The organism is Pseudoalteromonas nanhaiensis, from assembly GCF_051235485.1.
GTDB classification, from domain to species: Bacteria; Pseudomonadota; Gammaproteobacteria; order Enterobacterales; family Alteromonadaceae; genus Pseudoalteromonas; species Pseudoalteromonas lipolytica_C.
Map to the genome: position 1 here is coordinate 144,557 of NZ_JBPNYQ010000008.1, position 20,781 is coordinate 165,337.

18 protein-coding genes are annotated in these 20,781 nt (G+C 41.3%); 7 read left to right on the plus strand and 11 right to left on the minus strand.

What is annotated here, in order from left to right; all coding sequences use genetic code 11:
* Nucleotides 1–6: 6 nt before the first annotated feature.
* From ACSFVZ_RS09735 to ACSFVZ_RS09750, 4 genes are all read right to left on the minus strand, one after another.
* Entirely contained in the window at nucleotides 7–1,308 is a 1,302-nt protein-coding gene (locus tag ACSFVZ_RS09735) for a DEAD/DEAH box helicase (protein ID WP_435558711.1), read from the minus strand.
* Nucleotides 1,309–1,476: 168 nt separating this feature from the next.
* Nucleotides 1,477–2,604: an alpha/beta hydrolase-fold protein gene (locus ACSFVZ_RS09740; RefSeq protein WP_435558712.1), complete on the minus strand. Its 1,128-nt coding sequence runs from the start codon at nucleotides 2,602–2,604 to the stop codon at nucleotides 1,477–1,479.
* 155 nt (nucleotides 2,605–2,759) lie between these two features.
* The gene (glmS, locus tag ACSFVZ_RS09745; RefSeq protein WP_435558713.1) at nucleotides 2,760–4,580 is read right to left on the minus strand and encodes a glutamine--fructose-6-phosphate transaminase (isomerizing); all 1,821 of its coding nucleotides are present in this window, start codon (nucleotides 4,578–4,580) and stop codon (nucleotides 2,760–2,762) included.
* A gap of 95 nt (nucleotides 4,581–4,675) precedes the next feature.
* The gene (locus ACSFVZ_RS09750; RefSeq protein ID WP_235383080.1) at nucleotides 4,676–5,446 is read right to left on the minus strand and encodes a DeoR/GlpR family DNA-binding transcription regulator; all 771 of its coding nucleotides are present in this window, start codon (nucleotides 5,444–5,446) and stop codon (nucleotides 4,676–4,678) included.
* A 155-nt stretch (nucleotides 5,447–5,601) separates the two neighbouring features.
* Between ACSFVZ_RS09750 and ACSFVZ_RS09755 the strand changes: the two genes are divergently transcribed.
* Nucleotides 5,602–6,129 carry a sugar O-acetyltransferase gene (locus tag ACSFVZ_RS09755; RefSeq protein WP_435558714.1) on the plus strand — a complete coding sequence of 176 codons (528 nt, stop codon included), beginning with the start codon at nucleotides 5,602–5,604 and terminating at the stop codon, nucleotides 6,127–6,129.
* A 463-nt stretch (nucleotides 6,130–6,592) separates the two neighbouring features.
* On the opposite strand, the gene ACSFVZ_RS09760 is transcribed toward ACSFVZ_RS09755, so the two are convergent.
* From ACSFVZ_RS09760 to ACSFVZ_RS09780, 5 genes are all read right to left on the minus strand, one after another.
* The gene (locus ACSFVZ_RS09760; RefSeq protein WP_435558729.1) at nucleotides 6,593–7,078 is read right to left on the minus strand and encodes an REP-associated tyrosine transposase; all 486 of its coding nucleotides are present in this window, start codon (nucleotides 7,076–7,078) and stop codon (nucleotides 6,593–6,595) included.
* Nucleotides 7,079–7,251: 173 nt separating this feature from the next.
* The gene (locus tag ACSFVZ_RS09765; RefSeq protein ID WP_435558715.1) at nucleotides 7,252–7,620 is read right to left on the minus strand and encodes an ABC transporter permease; all 369 of its coding nucleotides are present in this window, start codon (nucleotides 7,618–7,620) and stop codon (nucleotides 7,252–7,254) included.
* Nucleotides 7,621–7,695: 75 nt separating this feature from the next.
* Complete coding sequence (locus ACSFVZ_RS09770) at nucleotides 7,696–9,648, minus strand: ABC transporter permease (protein WP_435558716.1); 1,953 nt, start codon at nucleotides 9,646–9,648, stop codon at nucleotides 7,696–7,698.
* Nucleotide 9,649: 1 nt separating this feature from the next.
* Nucleotides 9,650–10,351 carry an ABC transporter ATP-binding protein gene (locus ACSFVZ_RS09775; RefSeq protein WP_295511777.1) on the minus strand — a complete coding sequence of 234 codons (702 nt, stop codon included), beginning with the start codon at nucleotides 10,349–10,351 and terminating at the stop codon, nucleotides 9,650–9,652.
* An 11-nt stretch (nucleotides 10,352–10,362) separates the two neighbouring features.
* Nucleotides 10,363–11,616: an efflux RND transporter periplasmic adaptor subunit gene (locus tag ACSFVZ_RS09780; RefSeq protein WP_435558717.1), complete on the minus strand. Its 1,254-nt coding sequence runs from the start codon at nucleotides 11,614–11,616 to the stop codon at nucleotides 10,363–10,365.
* 230 nt (nucleotides 11,617–11,846) lie between these two features.
* Here ACSFVZ_RS09780 and ACSFVZ_RS09785 point away from each other — a divergent pair, with 230 nt between their 5' ends.
* The 6 genes from ACSFVZ_RS09785 (at nucleotide 11,847) to ACSFVZ_RS09810 (ending at nucleotide 17,388) form a co-directional block, all read left to right on the plus strand.
* On the plus strand, nucleotides 11,847–13,250 hold the full coding sequence (locus ACSFVZ_RS09785; RefSeq protein WP_435558718.1) for a sigma-54-dependent transcriptional regulator: 1,404 nt from the start codon (nucleotides 11,847–11,849) through the stop codon (nucleotides 13,248–13,250).
* Nucleotides 13,251–13,253: 3 nt separating this feature from the next.
* The gene (locus tag ACSFVZ_RS09790; protein WP_435558719.1) at nucleotides 13,254–14,558 is read left to right on the plus strand and encodes a sensor histidine kinase; all 1,305 of its coding nucleotides are present in this window, start codon (nucleotides 13,254–13,256) and stop codon (nucleotides 14,556–14,558) included.
* 85 nt (nucleotides 14,559–14,643) lie between these two features.
* A complete protein-coding gene (locus ACSFVZ_RS09795) occupies nucleotides 14,644–15,183 on the plus strand; it encodes a hypothetical protein (protein ID WP_435558720.1) in 540 nt (179 codons plus the stop codon).
* Nucleotides 15,184–15,301: 118 nt separating this feature from the next.
* Nucleotides 15,302–16,579: a LysM peptidoglycan-binding domain-containing protein gene (locus tag ACSFVZ_RS09800; protein WP_435558722.1), complete on the plus strand. Its 1,278-nt coding sequence runs from the start codon at nucleotides 15,302–15,304 to the stop codon at nucleotides 16,577–16,579.
* A gap of 91 nt (nucleotides 16,580–16,670) precedes the next feature.
* Nucleotides 16,671–16,955, plus strand: coding sequence for a hypothetical protein (locus tag ACSFVZ_RS09805; protein ID WP_435558723.1), 285 nt, complete (start codon nucleotides 16,671–16,673; stop codon nucleotides 16,953–16,955).
* Nucleotides 16,936–17,388, plus strand: coding sequence for a hypothetical protein (locus ACSFVZ_RS09810; RefSeq protein WP_435558724.1), 453 nt, complete (start codon nucleotides 16,936–16,938; stop codon nucleotides 17,386–17,388). The genes ACSFVZ_RS09805 and ACSFVZ_RS09810 overlap by 20 nt, the downstream gene beginning before the upstream one ends.
* A 480-nt stretch (nucleotides 17,389–17,868) precedes the next feature.
* Here ACSFVZ_RS09810 and ACSFVZ_RS09815 read toward each other — a convergent pair whose 3' ends face one another.
* Together ACSFVZ_RS09815 and ACSFVZ_RS09820 are read right to left on the minus strand one after the other, a co-directional pair.
* Complete coding sequence (locus ACSFVZ_RS09815; RefSeq protein ID WP_435558725.1) at nucleotides 17,869–20,361, minus strand: host specificity factor TipJ family phage tail protein; 2,493 nt, start codon at nucleotides 20,359–20,361, stop codon at nucleotides 17,869–17,871.
* The gene (locus ACSFVZ_RS09820; RefSeq protein ID WP_435558726.1) at nucleotides 20,345–20,686 is read right to left on the minus strand and encodes a hypothetical protein; all 342 of its coding nucleotides are present in this window, start codon (nucleotides 20,684–20,686) and stop codon (nucleotides 20,345–20,347) included. The genes ACSFVZ_RS09815 and ACSFVZ_RS09820 overlap by 17 nt, the downstream gene beginning before the upstream one ends.
* Nucleotides 20,687–20,781 lie beyond the last annotated feature (95 nt).

Consider the following 20,781-nt stretch of genomic DNA (forward strand, 5'->3'; position numbering starts at 1 on the left):
AGGCTATTAAGGTTTCTTCCAGCCACTCCAAACATCGTCTTGTTGGTTAGCTTTATTTTTTTTCTTTTTCTTACCTGTTCCCGCAGGTTTCGCTACGGGCTTGTCGTTTTTAAGTGCTTGTGCGGCATCAAGGTTCGCTTTATTTAATGTATAACCAGGCACTTCTTCACGCTCTAAACGAAATTTATTTTTCTTTTCGATGATTTTAAAATGATGAAAGTCTTCATAATCAATCAATGATAACGCTAACCCTACTTCTCCGGCGCGACCACTTCGGCCAATACGGTGCATGTAATCGGCAGGACTGCGCGGTAAATTGAAATTAATCACTACAGGCAATTTAGCAATATCTAAACCTCGGGCTGCAATATCAGTGGCAATTAATACCTCGATTTCGCCATTTTTAAACTTTTCGATTACGCGAGTACGCTCACTTTGGCCTTTATCACCGTGAAATACTTGTGCATTGATGCCACGCTTTTCAAGCTTATTTGCTAAATGCTCACAATCTTTTTTTGCATTCACAAAAATCAGCGTTTGGCGCCATTTATGGGTTTTTATCAAGTGCGCTAAAACCGTGGTCTTCTCACCTTTATTTACCATAAATACGCGCTGTACTAGGGTGCTTTCATCTTTACTTTGAACTTGTATTTCAACAGGCTCATTTAACAATTTTTGGGTTAATAGTGTAACTTGCTCTGGGAACGTTGCAGAAAACAGCATAGTTTGTTTTTTAGCGGGCATAAGCGCTAATAGCTCAGCAAGCTCTTCGGTAAAACCTAGGCTCAGCATGCGGTCTGCTTCATCAAGCACTAAGGTGTTTACTTTATCAAGCTTAATGGCATTGCTTGAAATCAAATCAAGTAAACGACCAGGAGTTGAAACGATAATATCTGCACCGCCTCGCAATGCTTGCATTTGCGTATTAACCGACACACCACCAAATACAGCAACGGTTTTAATCGCACCATTAAAGTTTGCAGAATATGATTTAACGCTATCAGCTACTTGTACAGCTAGCTCTCGCGTTGGCACTAAAATAAGCCCTGAAACAAAGTTACCTTTGCCTTGTGTTTTTTTAACAGCCTTACCTAAAAAACACTTTTGCAACATAGGCAAAGCAAATGTCGCTGTTTTACCTGAACCGGTATTCGCTCCTGCAATTAAGTCACTGCCCGCCAAAATACTCGGAATTGCTTTTGCCTGAATGTGTGTCGGTTGCGTGTATTCAAGATCAGATAATCGAGCAAGTAGCTCAGGAATAAGACCAAGCTCGTTGAAATTGCTAGGGTTTACGGTTGAGGTCATAAAAGGTGTGGGCTCATAACTAAAATAGCCTGCGATTTTAGCGCATTTATTGCCCGGTAAGTAGGAATTAGTGAGTTAAATACCTTTTAGATAACAGTCACTGGTTTATGATATTTGCTCAATATTAAAGGGGCGCTTAAAAAGCCAACAGCTAAGTTGGCCATATTATTAAACCTTACTCAACTGTGCTTGTAGCCTCGTTTTTGTTTCTTTTAAGTAATCTAGGTAAGGATACGAGTCATCAGCTACGGCTATTGCAGCCTCGATTTGAACTAATGCTTGGCGAATATTACCTTGCATTTCATAGCCATATGACAAAGCTGACAGTGCATACGCTGATTTAGGGTAGTTTTTGATATTGTACTTAAACACCTCAATAGCCCGCTCAAATAGCTGGTTATCCGTTAAGCTGTAACCCAGCATCCTAACAGCGCGGTCAGGTGGCGCTATTTGCTCGCCCCACTGCTGAGATAAACGTTGATAATAGGCATCAATTGATGAAACATCATCGCCTAGTGCACTCAAAGGCATATGTTTAGATAAAAATAAGCCATGGTACGCATTAAATGCCCCAGCAGCTGAGGTTAGGTTATGCGAAACACCTGCAAAGGCATCGCTCTTAAAGCGCAGATTTTGCACCTTACTATTTTGCATCGTTTGCTGCATATCATCGTATCTTTCGCGCATAATGCCGGCTTCTTCGCCGATATTCATATATACATAGCTGTTAATACTTTTAGCTTTGGTAACAAAGGTATTTAGGCTCTTAGCCGGAGCGCCATAGTTCCACCATACCGCAGGGCTATAAGCAATGTGCGCTTGAAATAACTCAGGGTCAGCTTGCATTGCGTAAAGAGTAAATACACCCGCAGCAGAGGCTCCTGCGATAACTCTATAATCATGAGTACGATACTGTTTATTAACCAAAGGCATCAGTTCTTGCTCTACGAAAGCTAAAAACTTTGCTGCACCACCGCCTTCGCCAACTGGCCCTTGTGGTTCTTTGTTCACTGTAGGATAAAAATCTCTAAGTCGATTAGTGCTTTCAATTGCAACTACAATCACCTCTGGCGCTTGATCATTTTCTTGTAAGCGCTCAAGCACAGCATTAATCAATGGTAAATTACCGGCCCCATCTAAACGGAAAATAACGGGATATCTTTTGTTTGGTTGTGTTTGATAGCTTTTTGGTAATTGCACAACGACAGTACGCTGTTCATTAAGATTACTTGATTCGATAGTATGCGTATGTTGGCTGTAATTTGTAACCGCATCATCTGCAGCTGGTTGAGCCATTACAAGACTAGTACAGAGTAAAAAACCACTAATACAGAGTAACTTAAATAGTCGCACGACTTATCCTTAAGAAATATTGGTAATTTTTTAAGCTAACAGAATTACTGGTACAAAAAAAGGCGCATAGTGCGCCTTAATAAATATAAACTCTAAACTTACTCAACCGTTACCGATTTTGCTAGGTTTCGAGGTTGGTCTACGTCGGTGCCTTTAATAACCGCAACATAGTATGAAAGCAGCTGTAACGGAATTGTATATACAACTGGAGCAATCACGTCATCTACATGGTTTACGTTGATTACACGCATTGTTTCGTCAGATTCAAACGCTGAGTCTTTGTCTGCGAATACATAGATAATACCGCCACGGGCACGTACTTCTTCTACGTTTGATTTAAGCTTTTCAAGTAGTTCGTTGTTTGGTGCTACAACAATGATTGGCATGTCGGCATCAATCAACGCAAGAGGGCCATGCTTAAGCTCACCCGCTGCGTATGCTTCGGCATGAATGTATGAAATCTCTTTCAGCTTAAGTGCACCTTCCATCGCGATTGGGTATTGTGAACCACGACCTAAGAATAGTGAGTGGTGCTTGTCAGCGAATTCTTCAGCTAAATCTTCAATACCCTCAGCAAGCAATAATGCTTCTTCTAACTTGTTAGGAAGTGTTTTGATTGCATTTACAATCGCACTTTGATCTAAGCCTTTTTCTTGCGCAATCGAAGCCGTTAGCATTAGTAAGCCAACAAGTTGTGTGGTGAAGGCTTTCGTTGATGCAACACCAATTTCAGCACCCGCTTTAGTCATAAAGGCTAAATCAGATTCACGTACTAATGATGAACCAGGTACGTTACAAATGGTCATTGAAGCCATGTAACCTTGCTGTTTTGCAAGACGAAGTGCAGCAAGCGTATCGGCTGTTTCACCAGACTGTGAAATTGTCACAAGTAAGCTGTTGTCATGTACAAATGATTCGCGGTAACGGAACTCAGAGGCAATCTCTACGTTACAGCTCACACCAGCAAATTGTTCAAGCCAATAACGCGCAACCATACCTGAGTGGTATGAAGTACCACAGGCAATAATTTGCACGTGTTTTACGTCTTTAAAGATTTGCTGAGCGCTTTCGCCAAAGGCATCAATCGCGACAGTGTCATTAACTAGGCGGCCATCAAGGGTGTTACGTACAGCAAGTGGCTGCTCGTAGATTTCTTTCAGCATGTAGTGACGATATTCGCCTTTACCTGATGCATCTTGCGTAATGTTTGATTCAATCACTTCGCGCTCGACTGCATCACCGTTTGCATCAAAGATTTCAACACTGTCACGGGTAATACGAGCAACATCACCTTCTTCAAGGTAAATAAAACTGCGAGTAACAGGTAATAAAGCAAGCTGGTCAGAGGCAATAAAGTTTTCGCCAAGACCTAAACCAATCACCAGTGGGCTACCGGAGCGCGCTACGATGATTTCGTTGTCGTTCGCTTTATCAAAAACAACGGTGCCAAATGCGCCTTCAAACTGCTTAACAGCTGCTTGTACTGATGCTAATAGCGTATCGTGCTGTTGGCGAAGTTGGTGAATAAGGTGCACCATTACTTCTGTATCTGTTTCTGATAAAAACTCATAACCGTCGCCTTTTAATGCATCACGAAGGCTGGCATGGTTTTCGATAATACCGTTATGAACAAGAGCAATTTCGCTGTTCGAAATATGTGGGTGAGCATTGGCTTCGGTTACACCACCATGAGTTGCCCAACGCGTATGTGCAATACCGGTAGTGCCATTAACAGCTGCATCGTTAAGTGCCGCTTCAAGATTTGCAACCTTACCCACAGCTTTAACCGTGTTAAGCTCATTACCTTTAAGTAAAGCCACGCCTGCCGAGTCATAGCCGCGGTATTCAAGGCGTTTTAGGCCTTCAACAAGAATTTTATTTACTGGGCGTTCTGCAACAGCCCCAACGATTCCACACATAATCTCTCCTTTTGCACATGCCAAAGCGTTTTACTTTGGGCGGTATGTGTTGTCATAAATTTAATGTAATAAGGTGTTGTCGGTCTTATTACGGGTTATTCAATTTCTGCACAGATCAGCTGTACACCACACGCTTTTATCGCCTCGCGTTTATCTTCGCTTAGGTTGTTGTCTGTGATAACTGTGGTCACACGCTGCCAAGGCAGTTCTAAATTAGGAATTCTTCGGCCAATTTTTTCTGACTCTACCAGCACCACAACCTCACGAGCAGCTTCAGCCATCACTTGGCTAAGCCCAACTAATTCATTGAAGGTTGTAGTACCTCTATCAACATCAATGCCATCGGCACCAATAAAGAGTTGGTCAAAGTCGTAAGAGCGAAGAACATTCTCCGCAACTTGACCCTGAAACGATTCTGAATGCGGATCCCAGGTTCCCCCGGTCATCAATAATGTTGGCTCATTTTCTAATGAAAGCAGCCGGTTAGCGACATTTATAGCATTTGTCATCACCACTAAACCGCGCTTACTCGCAAGCTCGGGGATCATCGCTGCTGTAGTGCGGCCGCTATCAATGATGATGCGGTTATGATCTTTAATAAGCTTTGCAGCCGCCTGTGCGATTGCCATTTTGCGAAGCGAGTCGCTTTTCTCGTTGCTATTTGCAACGATTTCTTGCGGCAGTGCAATAGCGCCACCGTAACGGCGTAGCAACAAGCCACTTTTTTCAAGGGCTGTCAGATCTTTACGTATCGTCACTTCAGAAGTTTGAAACTGCTCAGCTAACGCTTCAACAGCAACTTCACCAAGTTCATTCACTTGGCTTAAGATAGTATGGCGACGTTGTTGAGTGTTTCGTTTTGTCATAAAGTGAACCACATAAGTTTCGTTTCGAAAGTTTTGAGATTTTAAACGAAACAATATAAATGGCAAGTGAATGATCGTTAACCTACACAGCTTTAATTTTGATCTTCATCACCAACACGCTAAGCTATTGGCAAATATAACCATGAACATGCCCCATGAAAGAGTTTAATAGCCTCGATAAGTCCTTACTAGAACAACGAAAAAATGCCCATGAAATTTGCCGTTTATTTGCCAAAAGCCCAAGTAAAGGCAATTTAAAACGACTAAAAGGCATGTTTGCTCACTGTGGCGAGCAGGTTGTTATAGAAGCGGGTTTTCATTGTGATTATGGCGGTGGTATTAAAATAGGTGATCGAACCTTCATAAATATTAACTGTACTGTGCTCGATGCGCCGCTATCTGATGCGCAAATTACGATAGGCGATGACTGCTTAATAGGCCCAAATGTGCAAATACTCGCGGTATCGCATGCAGTAAACCCAACCGAGCGTTTAGCAAAAGCTAATTTTGCAGCGCCGATTAGCATTGGCAACAATGTATGGGTTGGTGCAGGCGCTATTATACTTGCAGGTATTAAAGTTGCTGATAATTCAGTGATTGGCGCAGGGGCAATAGTTACCAAAGATGTCGCGGCAAATACTCTAGTAGCAGGTAACCCCGCGGTGAAGGTCAAAGAACTTTAACCCTATATTTACGCTAAAGCACGTCCTACGCAGGTCATCATTTATGGTGGCAAAGAATACATAATAACGCGCTAAAGCACGTCCTACGTAGGTCGTCATTTATGGTGGCAAAGAATACATATTTACGCGCTAAAGCACGTCCTACGTAGGTCATCATTTATGGTGGCAAAGAATACATAATAACGCGCTAAAGCACGTCCTACGTAGGTCGTCATTTATGGTGGCAAAGAATACATATTTACGCGCTAAAGCACGTCCTACGTAGGTCGCCATTTATGGTGGCAAAGAATACATAATAACGCGCTAAAGCACGTCCTACGTAGGTCGCCATTTATGGCGACAAAGAATACATATTAACGCGCTAAAGCACGTCCTACGTAGGTCGCCATTTATGGCGACAAAGAATACATAATAACGCGCTAAAGCACGTCCTACGTAGGTCGTCATTTATGGCGACAACCAATCACAAGAAAACAGAATTCCAATATGGATAACTACCTAAATTATCAACTAGCTTTTTTCGCAAAGGGTTTGCTGCGATATATCTGGCTACAGCTATTCTACTTTCTTCTTCACGTAGTGCATGGTCATAGTAAGCAGGTTGCCACAACGTTTGCGAAAAACTACGTCTCTTATTTATCTCTCTAGCAGAAAGACCTTTTAGATGACCAACTGTTTTACCCAAGCTACTATCGCTAAGCCTTAATAAACCATGAAAATGATCAGGCATAAGAACCCAAGTTAACCAGCAACATTGATGTATTAATTCATTTATTTCAATACACCTACAAAATACTTTTGCTAAGTTATGATCACTGAACAGTGCTTTTCTGTTATGGCAGTTGAACGTTATGAAATATTCACCTGATTGAATTGAAACTCGTCCTTTCTTTAAATGGCTCCAGCTTATGAAAAATCCTTTTTCATAAAATTGTAGAACATTAAATATAGTAGATTAACGCACTAAAGCACGCCCTACCGTAGGTCGTCATTTATGGCGACAAAGAATACATATTAACGCGCTAAAGCACGTCCTACGTAGTTTGTCATTTATGGCGTCGTATTTAAAAGTAAAAAAGCCCAGCTGTATTGCTGGGCTTATAGTTGAGAGTTAGTTAACTGTTATTCATATCGTAAGATAAGTGATGGTCTGGTGCTTGCGGCCTTAAAAGCTAAGCTTGCAACGGTAACCCAGGTAATCGCGGCCACCGCGGCGGCGGCAACTAAATACACCCATACAGCTTGTTCAATGCGGTCATTAAAGTTTGCTAACCAATCACCTACCAACAAGTAAGTCACTGGGTACGCAATAGCAATACTGAGCGCCACCAGCACTAAGAACTCTTTAGCGATGATATTTACGATACTGATGCGAGATGCACCTAGCACTTTTCGAACGGCCACTTCTTTTTGACGACGCACTGTTGCAAACGAAGCCAAACCAAAGGTACCTAAACAAGTTAAGAACACAGCAAGACCGGTAAAGATCAAAACTACATTCGAAATTCGCTCATCACCTTTTAACAGAGTTTTGTAGTTGTCTGCGAGTAAGTTAATTTTTGGCTCTTAGATATTGGCTGTGCTTGCTAATACTTCTGCGATCTGAGCTTTAATATAAGGCAAGTTTTGCTGATCAATCGTTAAAATTAATTCTGATACAGGTGATAAAAAGTTAAAGCCACATAAGAACATAATATTTGAGTTAGCATCTTTAGCATTACCTACTTTTACATCTTCAACCACACCCACAACACGCATATCTACGCCGCGACCTGAGTCTTTAATTACCTTACCAATAATGTCACTCATGTTAGTGTAACCCGCTTGCCTTGCGACAGATTCAGTCACAATGGTACCCGTACTTGTTACTCCATTTTCGCGGCTTGCCCAATCACCAGCAAATTCACGACTAAAGTCACGGCCAGCAACCAGTTTTAATCCTAGCGTTTTTACAACATCGTAGCTTGCGCCAACAACAGGCGTTAGGCTGCCAGACGCTTCACCATTTGGCCACGTTGGCATAAGTGTATTATTGATTGAAACAGTTAAACGGGTATCAATCACTGTTGTTTGCTGTACGCCTTGAATTGCACTGATACGGTTAACTAAAGCATTTTTTTCTTTTGTGAATACTTCGCCTACAGGTAGCTCTGAAATAACCAATCTTTGTGTTGTTTCATAGCCTAAAGGTAAGCTTTGTAAGTAAGTTAATTGCTTTAACAAGGTAATAGAGGCAATGATTAAACCTATTGCTAGTGAAGCCTGTAAGGTTAGTAAGCTCTTACGAACCCATATTGCAGTATTACCACGTTGTAAGTCTCCACTTAAAACGCGTTTTGCACTGAATGACGAAATAAAGAATGCAGGATAAAGCCCAGCTAATATGCCCACAGCAATTGCGACCACAATAATGGCAATGCCAAATTCAGAGGCATAATTCACGACCAATTCGCGGTCTACTAATTGGTTAAAGCTTGGTAAAAATAGCTCCACTAAAGCACATGCAATCACCATTGATAGCATTGATACCAACACAGATTCAGATAAAAACTGCGTTACTAATTGGCCTTTACTTGCGCCAAGCGCTTTACGCACTCCCACTTCTTTTGCACGTTTAGTCGATTGAGCGACGGTCATATTGATGAAGTTAAAACCTGCAATAAGAATCAGTAACACACTTAAACCAACACAGATCATCACCACTTGTTTAGCACCCCCCGCTTTCATCTCAAACGGTGATTTAGCCGTTAGGTGCAAATCAAGTAATGGATGCAGCTCTAAACTAACTTGCTCCAGCATCGAACCGCTAAAAAATCGCTCTGTTAAGGTTTTAGCTAATGCATCTGTATCGGTGCCCTCTGCGACACGCATATAAACATAACTACTGTTGATATCTATTTCGCTTGGATCATGCTTAACATAAACAAGATTTTTAAAGGCAAAGTGAGTGTTATCTGCTAAGTCAGCAAACACGGCACGCACTGTGTACTGTCCTTGTTCATGTGTAAGTGTTTCACCAATCACATCGGTGCGACCAAAAATGCGCAGTGCTTCTGACTCACTTAAAGCTAGGCTGTCTGGTGTACTCATTGCTGTTGTTAAGTCACCCGCAATCGTCTCCATAGCAATGAAATTTTCAATATTTGCAGTAGCACCATATAAGGCATTTAACTTATAGCCTTGGTTGCGGTAACTCACATCCACCATGGCTTCACGGGTCAACTCGACCATAGTTAATCCGAACACTTCTTCAACTTGGCTGTAATCTTCGGCCTGCTTTGACTGCACATAATTAAAAATAGGCACCACAGATAAACCAAGTTTTGAGAAGTCTTGGCCAACGCGATAAACCCGCTCAGCATAAGGCTGTTGGCTATCGTACGAAAGCTCATTTTTTGCAAACAAAGCAACTAGAATTGCCGCAGCTAAGCCCACACTTAAACCCAGAACATTTAAAATAAAGTGCTGTTTTTGGTTTTTAAACGCACGCAGCGCGGTGATCAAATAACTTAAAATCATGTTATGCCACCTCTGCTGTTTGTTGAACACGGTTAGCTTTATCTACCATCACTTGGCCATCAAGTAAGCGAACTAAACGGTCAGCATAATTGCCTTCTTTTTCTGAGTGGGTAACCACAATTACCGTGGTACCTTCACGATTTAGCTCACGCAGCATCGCCATGACTTCATCACCATTTTTTGAATCAAGGTTACCCGTAGGCTCATCCGCTAAGATGAGTTTTGGATTAATCACAAGAGCTCGGGCTACTGCTACACGTTGCTGCTGACCGCCCGATAGCTGCTGCGGTAAGTGATCTGCTCTATGGTCGATTGCAACACGTTTTAAGATTGCGTCTACTCGCTGTTTACGTTCACTTTTTGAGATATTTTGATACTGTAATGGCAGCTCAACGTTTTCAAATACTGTTAATTCATCAATTAAGTTAAAGCTTTGGAAAACAAAACCAATCGACGCTTTTCTAAGTGTCGCTAATTGCTTTTCACCAAACCCTGCGATGTCTTGGCCTAAAAATTCAAAACTGCCTGCTGATGGCGAATCCAACATACCTAAAATAGAGAGTAATGTTGATTTACCACAGCCAGATGGCCCCATAATGGCAAGAAACTCGCCTTCGTTTACATGTAAGTTAATGCTATTAAGCGCTGTTGTTTCAACATCTTGAGTACGGAATACGCGTGATAAGTTAGTTAATTTAATCATTGTTTTTATCCTTAAAATTGTAGTTGTTGTGCTTTATCAAAGTTGCTGTAGCTAGAGGTGATCACGCGATCTCCGGCGCTTAGGCCACTTAACACTTCATAATAGTTTTGATTCTTTTTGCCAAGACGAATGTCTTTTCGTACTGCACGATTGCCATCTTTTTCCATGACATAAACCCAGTTACCCCCTGAGCTAGTAAAAAATGCGCCGCGTTCAAGTAATAAAGCAGTGCCTTTGCTATCACCTAGCATCAGCTGTACATCAAGGCTTTGCCCACGTTTTATGTTGCTAGTGCCGTTTGGTAAATCGACTTCAACCTGAAACTGTGATTGCTGAACACGGCTATCAATTTTGCTAACCGTGGCCGCAATTTCGCCTTGCTCGTGTTCAATAAGCACTTGCATACCTGTTTGAACTTGGCTCAGGTAAAACTCATCTAGTCGCACAACTAGCTTGTATTCATTAGGAATATCAATCTGCCCTAGGCGAGCACCACGGCCTTTTGATTCACCAATTTCAACATCAAGCTCACTTAAATAGCCATCGGCAGGTGCTGTTACGAGTAGGTTTTCAAGGTTCTTACGCGCAAACTGTAGGTTTTTCTCTAGCATATCGGCACTGTCTTTTAACTGAGCTACCTGAACTTCACGAATGCTGTTTTCTTGCTTTTGACGCTCAAGGGTTAGTTCTTTACGCGCTTTGTAATACGCTAAGTCTTCTTGAATTTCAGATAATTGTTCTTGTGCTAACACACCCGTTTTCACTAGCGGCTGAGTTTGTTTTAAGCGACGCGATAAATGTGTGATTTTAAGATCGATTTCAAGCAAATCACGGCGTAAGTTTAAACGGCTGGTTTCCATATTCATTTGCGTGTTGCGTAAAAAGTTAAGCTGCTCAGTCACCTGTGCTTCACGGCTCATTACATCAAGCTGCAAATTGGTATTGCTTAAACGCACAAGTGGTTGGCCTTTTTTAACAAACTCACCTTGCTCAACAAGTCGCTCTTCAACTTGGCCTCCGGCAATGGTGTCGAGGTAAATAGTAGTGCGAGGCATAACCTGACCACGAAGACTTAAAGCATCAACAAATTCACCTTGTTGTACTGTGCTAATCGTTAAGCTTGTAGCGCTTACTTGCTGACTACGACCTGTTTGCTCAGTTTGCGTGAAACCATAAGCTGCTGCCGCAACAGCTAAACATGCCGCTGCAATGAGTGATTTCTTAAAAAATGCTTTGTTAGTTGAGCGTGTAATTTTCTTATCCATGTTGACGCCTTTAAGTTATCTAGGTGCTAATTACCTATAGATAAAACAACTCTTGTGCCAACTTTTATTTTTATTAAATTACAGTAACTTACATTAAAAACAATAAGAGTGCATATAATCAAGTGTCCGCTTATAGAACACTTCAAAATCCATATATCGTCCATAAATGGACACTGTTACTATTTTCAATTAGTCTTAGTGTTCCCATAAAGGAATAATAATAAATAGCTATGAAACAAGTAGGATCAATTCTTATTGTCGATGATAACCCCGACGTACTTATCGCCGCACGATTACTTTTAAAGCAGCATTATCAGGTTGTAAAAACCACAGATAACCCCTTTGATATCGAAGCTATCATTAACGCACAGCATGAAGCAGATCAGGCTATAGATGTTGTGTTACTCGATATGAACTTCACGCAAGACTCAATTAGTGGCAAAGAAGGATTCTACTGGCTAAAAAAAATCATGAGCCAAGACGCTAACATTGCGGTACTGCTTATGACGGCCTACAGCGATATTCAGCTAGCGGTCGAAGCAATTAAAGCTGGTGCCTCTGACTTTATTGCCAAGCCTTGGCAAAATGAGCAATTACTCGGTGCTGTAGCGGCGGCATTTTCACACGCTAAAGACAAACAGCAAGTTGGTAAACTCACAAAACAAAAGCAGGCCTTGCAGCAGTCAATCGGCAATCAACCATTTGAGTTTTTAGGTCAAAGTGATGCCATGCAGCAGGTTTTTTCGGTGATCGACAAAGCAGCCAACACCGATGCCAACATATTGATCAGTGGCGAAAGTGGCACAGGTAAAGAGCTCACTGCACATGCAATCCACAATGCAAGCCAGCGCCAAAACCAGCCTTTCATTAGTCTAGATATGGGTTCACTGGCCGAAAGCCTGTTTGAAAGCGAACTATTTGGCCATAAAAAAGGGGCGTTTACTGGCGCGAAAGAAGATCGCATTGGCCGATTTGAGCTTGCCCATGGTGGCAGTTTATTTTTAGACGAGCTAGGTAATTTACCGCTTAACCAACAAGTTAAGCTACTTGCGGCACTACAAAATAGGCAAATAACACCGGTTGGTGGTTCTAAAGTCATCGATATTGATATTCGTTTGATCTGTGCAACCAATGAAAACCTCGAACAAGCAGTTACTGAAGGTAAATTTAGGCAAGACTTACTGTACCGTGTTAATACCGTAGAGATCCGTTTACCAGCCCTGCGTGAGCGCAGTGAAGACATTCCATTACTGTGTAACTACTACTTGCAGCACTTTGCACATAAATACAAACGTGAGCTCTCGATTGCAGCATCTGATATGACACGCTTAAGCCAGTATCATTGGCCAGGCAATGTCCGTGAACTTGCGCATGCAATTGAGCGAGCAGTCATCCTGTCGGAAGGCTCAGAGCTCGATATAAGCTCAGTGATAAGCTCACCAAGTGCAGCTATTAGTACAAATGAGCTCTCTTCAAGCGCCAATGACTACGACACTTTTGATCTCGAAATCATCGAGCAAAGAACCGTTCGTGCAGCTTTAAAGCATTTTCAAGGGAACGTGAGTCATGCAGCAAAAGCGCTCGGCCTAACACGCGGAGCCATGTATCGTCGTTTAGAAAAATACGGACTGTAATCGATGCGAAACTTTATTAGCTTAGCAAGCCTATTAGCCGCATTAATAGGTTTATCAATTGCTTTGTTTTGGCAAGTAGAGCAAAGCGGGTTTTCTGCAATTTCGGCACTTTTAGTTATTTTAAACTTGGTATGTGCCGCGCAAATTTTTAATTTATTTAAACGCCAAACAAGGCGTGCAGATATGGTGTTTCGCGCTTTAGCGAATGGAGACAGCACATTAGGCTTTGGCGACCAACACCCTATGCAGCAGCAATTTGAGCAGGTTAAACAACAAATTCAGGCTGCGCGTTTTAATGCAGAGCAACAAGCCCAGTTCTTACAAGCGCTATTAATTCATATCGATTTAGCGGTATTAGTATGTGATGAACAAGGCACTATTATTGAAAGCAATCCGGCGGTTAGTCGTTTGCTTGGGCAGGCTGTAAAGCACATCGATGATTTAGGTGTAATAGCCAACCTAGTCCAAGACGCAAAACAAAATAGCCGTAATACCGTGCCATGGCAAAATGGCGAGCAGCACGATACGCTTTCTGTGCAAATCAGTATTGCCGAAATTCAAGGTAAAGTTCGTAAAGTGATCAGTTTGCAATCTATTCATGATCAGCTGCAATTAAAAGAGCAACAAGCTTATAAGCGCCTTACCAAAGTACTAACCCATGAAATTGCTAATTCGATTACGCCACTTTCTTCTTTAGCACAAACTTGTACGGCACTGCTGCCAACTGAGCTTAGTTTTGATGATCAGGAAGATAAACAAGACTTGCAACTCGCCTTATCAACACTCGCATCGCGAACCGAGCATTTAGGCGAGTTTATAGCACAATTTAAAAAGGTTAGTAGCTTACCCGCCCCACACCTAAAGCCACATGTTCTGGCAGATCTTGCTAAGCAAGTTGTCGCTCTGCACTCACAGCAAGCTAAGCAACTTAATATTACGTTGAATTTATCGGTGCAAAGCCAACAGCTAGTGATGATAGATAGAGGACAAGTTGAACAAGTAATAATAAACCTGCTTACAAATGCCCTTGATGTCCTTAAGCAGTTAAATAATCCAGAGTCAGCAAAGTGCATTGAAGTAAGCATTGCACAAAATGCTAATCAGCAACTGTATTTAGAGGTCAGCGACAATGGTACAGGTATCAGCGACCATGTAATTGAGATGATTTTTGTGCCATTTTTTACTACCAAGCAACAAGGCTCAGGAATAGGCTTAAGTTTATCGCGGCAGATCATGCTCAATCATGGCGGCGATCTGGTATATATCAAACGCCAACAAGGAGCCTGCTTTCGCTGCGTGTTCGGTTAGCTTACACAGTTAGAACAATTACTTACAATTTGCTAAGGCGCTGTTTGGTATTATGTACCCATTATAGTTTAATGGACTAACCAATATGAAGTATCTCGCCTTAGCAGTGCTTTCTTCACTTGCCTTTATTCCTACAAAAAGCTTTGCTGGTATTTATGACAGCCCAGATATGAACCTGTTTTTTAAATCAGAGCATAATAGTACTGATTCAATCACCTCAGCCGGCATCGAATTTATGGCTAAAAATAACTACAGTAATTTTGGCGCAGCATTTACAACGGCACTAGGCTCAGCAGAAGTATTTACTAAAAAAGGTGATCGGGAGACATTTCTTACCTTAGATAGCGGCATCAAATTTGGCTATTTCAGTGACTTTTTTGTCTATGGCGAAGTGGGCTTAGATTTAATTGAGCTTGCTTTCTACGACGACCGAAAAGATCATGATTATAGCGACCGCTATGATGACGACCACAATAATATTGATGGCTATGTTGGTGTGGGTATGGGCGTAGACTCAAAGCCATTCAGAATAGAGATCTATGCCAGAGCCCGAGAAATAGACAGCCGCTATTGGGAAGCACAAAACCATGGTTACGCTGGGTTACAAGTTAGTATTTCGTTTTAATTTCAATTGGGTGAGTGAGTTAGCGAGCTGTTAATCTAATGGTCATTTTTAGCTCACCCTATGTTAAGCTTAGGCGCTTTAGTTTACCCGCACCTAAGTTAACGGAGTATTTTAATACGTGTTTTTAAATCGATTTTTAGGCCTTGTTGTTGTTTCTCTTATTGTAACAGGCTGTCAGACTGCCCCTGAGTCTCTCCCTGAAAAGAAGCCAATAATTAAGGCAAATCCAGGCACTGTGGTTGCAGAAGCTAAAACAAAACAAGTAGACGCGGTGACACCGCTAAAACCAAGTGAACTTGATGACGTATGGCAGCGTATTCGCATTCAATTACAGTTTAGCGATTCAAGTCATCCAGATGTGCAAAAGCGCATTGCTTGGTACCTTACTCATCCAAATTACATGGAAGAAATAAGCCGCCGTGCAGCGCCGTATTTGTATCATATCGTTACAGAAGTAGAAAACCGTGACTTACCAATAGAACTCGCTCTAATGCCGCTTATAGAGAGCGATTTTGATGCCAGTGCCTATTCGCACAAACATGCATCGGGTTTATGGCAACTCACCCCCTCAATCGCCAAATACTTCAAAGTAAAAATTACCCCTTGGTATGATGGTCGCCAAGATGTGATCGACAGCACCCGCGCAGCTTTGGATTTTATGGAATACCTTTATAAACGCTTTGATGGCGATTGGTATCACGCTATTGCTGCCTACAATATTGGTGAAGGGCGAGTATTACAGGCAATTGATCGTAATAAAAAACAAGGTAAGTCGACGGACTTCTTTAGTTTAAAACTACCATCGCAAACCAAACAATACGTGCCTAAGTTACTGGCCGCAGCACAATTATTAAAGCACCAAAAAATGATATTCCCTGCAATTAAGAATGAGCAGGCAATTGCGACCTTACCAGTGACAGGTGCTGTGATCTTGGCAGATAAAGCGAAATGGCAAGAGCTTGAAGAGCTAAACCATGGTGTTATCCGATACCCAGCGGTGATTGATGCGCCACATATTGTGGTTCCCAAAAATCAGCAAGCAAGTTATCAAGCTCTATTAGCTAATCAAAAGAGCAATGATTATAGCCAGTGGCAACATTACTCCGTTAAACGCGGTGATAGCTTAAGTGTGATTGCAAAGAACTATAAAGTAACAGTTAGCCAACTAAAAACCTTCAATAACCTAAAAACAAACACCATTCGTATTGGTCAAAAACTGATATTGCCACAATTGGCTGATCAACAAATTGAGTATAAGGTGAAATCTGGCGATAGCCTTTGGAAGATAGCAAAGCAATACAAAGTCAGTATTACTAAACTCAAACAATGGAATAATCTTTCAAGAGATAATTTAAGAGTGGGTGAAAAGCTCACCGTGTTTATCTCAAATAGTTAATATCAAATCAGGGAGTTTTACTCCCTGTCTCTTTTATCTATCCAATTAAAGTTGTATCTTTATTAGTCTATAAAAACAACAATTAAAAATTATGGATAATCAGCAACAGGACGCAAGCTGTTCAACCGTTAAATCAGAACAAGACACTAACGTTGAAGAGCAAACAAAGACCACCCAGCAAAACACTCAACCAGCCAGCAACCAGCGCAAGGCATGGTTTACCAACGAGCGGCTAAACCTATTTCTCGCACTCTGTGCCATTATTATCTCCGCTGCTTCCTTTTATGCCACATACTTGCAAGCCAGCGCCGCAGAACGACAAGTAAAAAGCCGCAACCTGGCCATGGCTCGAAGTGATGACGGGGAATTTCAATGAAGAAAAAAATTATGAAGAAATCACTATCAACATTAAAAACTCAGGATCAGGCCCAGCCATTATTAAATACGTTAAATTCTTCCACGATGAAAAGTCGTATACAGAGATATTTGAAGTAATAAAGGACTGCTGCTTTGATATCTATGCTTACCAAGAGCAATTAAATAAGTTGCAAAATGAGTCACCAGAGATCAATTTCTTTGAAAAATTTGGTTGGTTGTATACCGGCGTTAGTAATAACCGATTATTAGCCTCAGGCGCTGAACTTAATCTTTTTGGTTTTAAGAAAACAGGCTTCAATGCAACTCAGTGGGACAAGGTAAATGACCAACGCTTTAATATCAAAACCGAGATCTGCTATTGCTCGTTACTAGAACAATGCTATCTAAGCGATGGCCGCGGCGATGTGAGAGAAATACAGCAGTGTGAGTGACACCGAGCTATCAGCTTTCAGCAGTCAGCGATCAGCCGCGCGGTGTGGGTGTTTGTTGCTGCGTCTTCCTCTAACGAAGGTTCTAGGCAAAGTGTACTTGTAGGAATGGCTTTAGCCATGAATGTTTTTGTTATGGTCTAGATTCGACACTGAAGTGCCTCCTACGGGGGTTGTTGCTGAGGGAGGCTCTGTACTAAACAACCCCGCAGTTCAACTTTACCCTTGCTAACTTGCAACTCGCTAACTCGTGTTGGGTTTCGCTGTGCTCTACCCAACCTACCTAGAGAATGAACAGGGAGTGCTGAGGGAGTCTCTGTACTAAACAACCCCGCAGTTCATGATGCAAGCCGCGAAAACTCGCGGTAGAAAATCGCGAAAAATGCGAAAACTCAGCATTTCACTATTTTGAACACTCTTTCAGTATTCCAAAGAAAAAAGCAGCTAATAAAAGCTGCTCTATATAATGTATAACTTATTATGTTAAGTCGGCGCTAAACTATTATCGTCTAGATAAACCCTTTCATCATAGCGCTCTGCTGTCACTTTTACCCTATCAGTTGATGAAGGTTTAATATCTGTTATTAATACATTGTTACACCAGCGGCTAGCAATGCCAAACATAAATAAAGGAGGCTCTATTGAACCATCAAAGACAGGATCAAAGTCTAACGCTTCATTTATAACAACTTCATTGCTTACTGAGCCTATTGATGCTGTATAAGGTCCAGATAATGTACCGTCTGGCTTTCTGAGCGCCAATACGTGAGATTGACCGCTTTGCCATTTTAGTTCTACATTTACATATACTGAGTTTCCAATGATGTACTCAACAACTCCTGACTGCTCGTAACCAGGTATATCATCAGCTAGTGCACAGTAATCAAGATAACTCGAATTAAGTGCATCCATTTCAGTTGTGAAGTTAAAAGTAGTTCGACGGTATCGGCGAGTACGACGCTCACGCATACCATATTGATATGCTTTATCTCTGTTTGTAATCCCAAACGCGCGGATCTTATCTGGATTGATACCCAAGTCACCTGGTAACAAACAAAGCACTGTTTCAGACTTCCAAGTAATAGGGCTAAAGTATTCAACTTCAATACCATCATGCTCATCATCATCTATTAGTTTTATATCTCTTTCTAATAGTCCAATGTAATTATCAGGCTGATACATATGTTTATGTATAGTGCGAGGCTGGTCACGTACAGGTAATATCTTTCCAAAATCTAAAACCGGTTTTGCAAAACCAGGTGCTAAAACTCTTTTTAAAACTGCAAATAATGTACTGCCTGTATCGAACACGGCATTAAACTCATCACCGCGATTATTCCAAATCGTATGTAATGCCTCTAATTCATCTAACCCTATTTTATCTTGGCTATGTCCAGCGCTTTGAATCACGTGTGCGAAGAAAGGAGCAATATCAGTCGTTGGCCTTGGCTCACTCCACACACCATTTTCATAGACAGGCAAAATTCGTGTTGGTATCACATTAAATTTATTCTCAGCTGAACCTGCCAATGCATTAGTACCACGAATTTTAACTGCAATTGTAGTAGCTCCAGGGTAACTGGTAGCGCTAGCTAACTCGGCCTTTAATCCTGTCCAGAAAACATCATCAAAAATACGAGTATCATCAGTAGCTGCCGTGAAACGCTTAACTCTAACTTCAGGCCTCATCTTAGAAGGTAAATTGATCGGTATAGTTTCGCCAAGCTCATCATTTGTACTGTTAGAAAATATGTGGATCATCGATGTCCAGACACTGGTATTTTCATTCCTATATTCGATCCAAACCTCAACAACTTTGTTTAAAATATTACCATCGTCATCTAACTCGCCTAAGCCTTGAGGCAGTTTAAAATCCAGCCAAATTTTATTTGTTTTCTCACCAGCGGGACACGCGAAAAATGGGCCGCTAAACTCACCTTCACCACCTAAATACTCAACGCTCACAATTGCAGTTGAGTTAGTTTCTTCTACAAAAGAAGTCCATTCTGGTATATCAACAGGAAAACCGTTTGTGACTTTATTAACAACACTGCCAGACGAGTCTTTTGAGAGTAATTGAAAATAACCATCATTTTGCTCTTCAAATGTGTCCGATATTGTAAGAACCGTGTCAACATCAAAAGGAGGTGTAACCTTAAACCTTATTGGCCTATTTAATTCAGCATCGAATTCTTCATAATGAACAATAATCTTATCGTCTTTAAACGAGTAAATATATCTACCGTTTTCACCACCTGTATTTGTTGTTTTACCTTTCAGCTCGATACCAGCACTACCTGATGTAGAACCTACTTCACTTGATGTAAAAACATTTCTATGTGCTTCATGACCACTAACATCTTCTCCTGGACCAAAAACTTGATAGTCGATATCGCCTACATAACGGCTAACTGGAGTATTTGCTATTAAGATATTCTCATCTAATAACTCATAACTGCCTTTACCTACGCACAACATTAAATAAAGCCATTGTTCATTATTAATGTATTCTTTGCGGGGCATAGTTAAGTAATCAGGAAACACCTTATGATGGCCAGCGTTTTCAGGAATAACTCCCATAAGCTTTGGTTTGTTTCCTTGAGTATTGACGTCATAAATAGAACTGCCATCAGGCGTAGTACTGTTGTAATTATCAGGAATTTGGTTAGTCGCGTAAATTGCTACACCCACAGCTACAACAGCTATTATTGCATAAGCGATAGCTGCAGCACCTTTAGCTTCAACAATTAGCTTTACATCATCACCTCTATTTAAAGTGGTTGTTTTAAATTCACTAGGATGAACTTCTCTACTATTTATAAAAGCACTAAAGAGTGGTGTATCTGACTCAACATAATCAGGCACGTTTGAAACAAGCCATTGATGTAATGTTTCACCTTCATTACCTTTACAAGGCTCAAATAGAGTAAGGTCTAATTTGTTAGGATATACATTTATATCAACCTGCGTATTCATACACTTCAACCTCACTAAAAAGCCTTTTAAAAACACTCACTCTAACAAACGATGCACCATGTTTTTTACATGTATGTAGCACATGATTTTCGCCATCTACGTCAACACACACACCCATATGCACGAGGTTTGTACCTGTAAAACCGCATATCACCGCACCTGGTTTTACAGCACATACCTCGAACTTTTCAACTAAGAGTGAATATGCACCTGTAAACTCTGCTTTATGTTCAGAGCGAACATGACCAAAAGAAGTAAAAAGCGGTAGGTTATATATATGATGAAGAACTAGGCGAGTTAAACCCCAGCAATCTAATCCCTTCATGGTTCTGCCACCTTCAACTGATCTGATTTAATGGCACCGCACACTTTTGTGAAGGATAATTAGTCCAACAACAAAGGTGTGAAAATGACCCAACG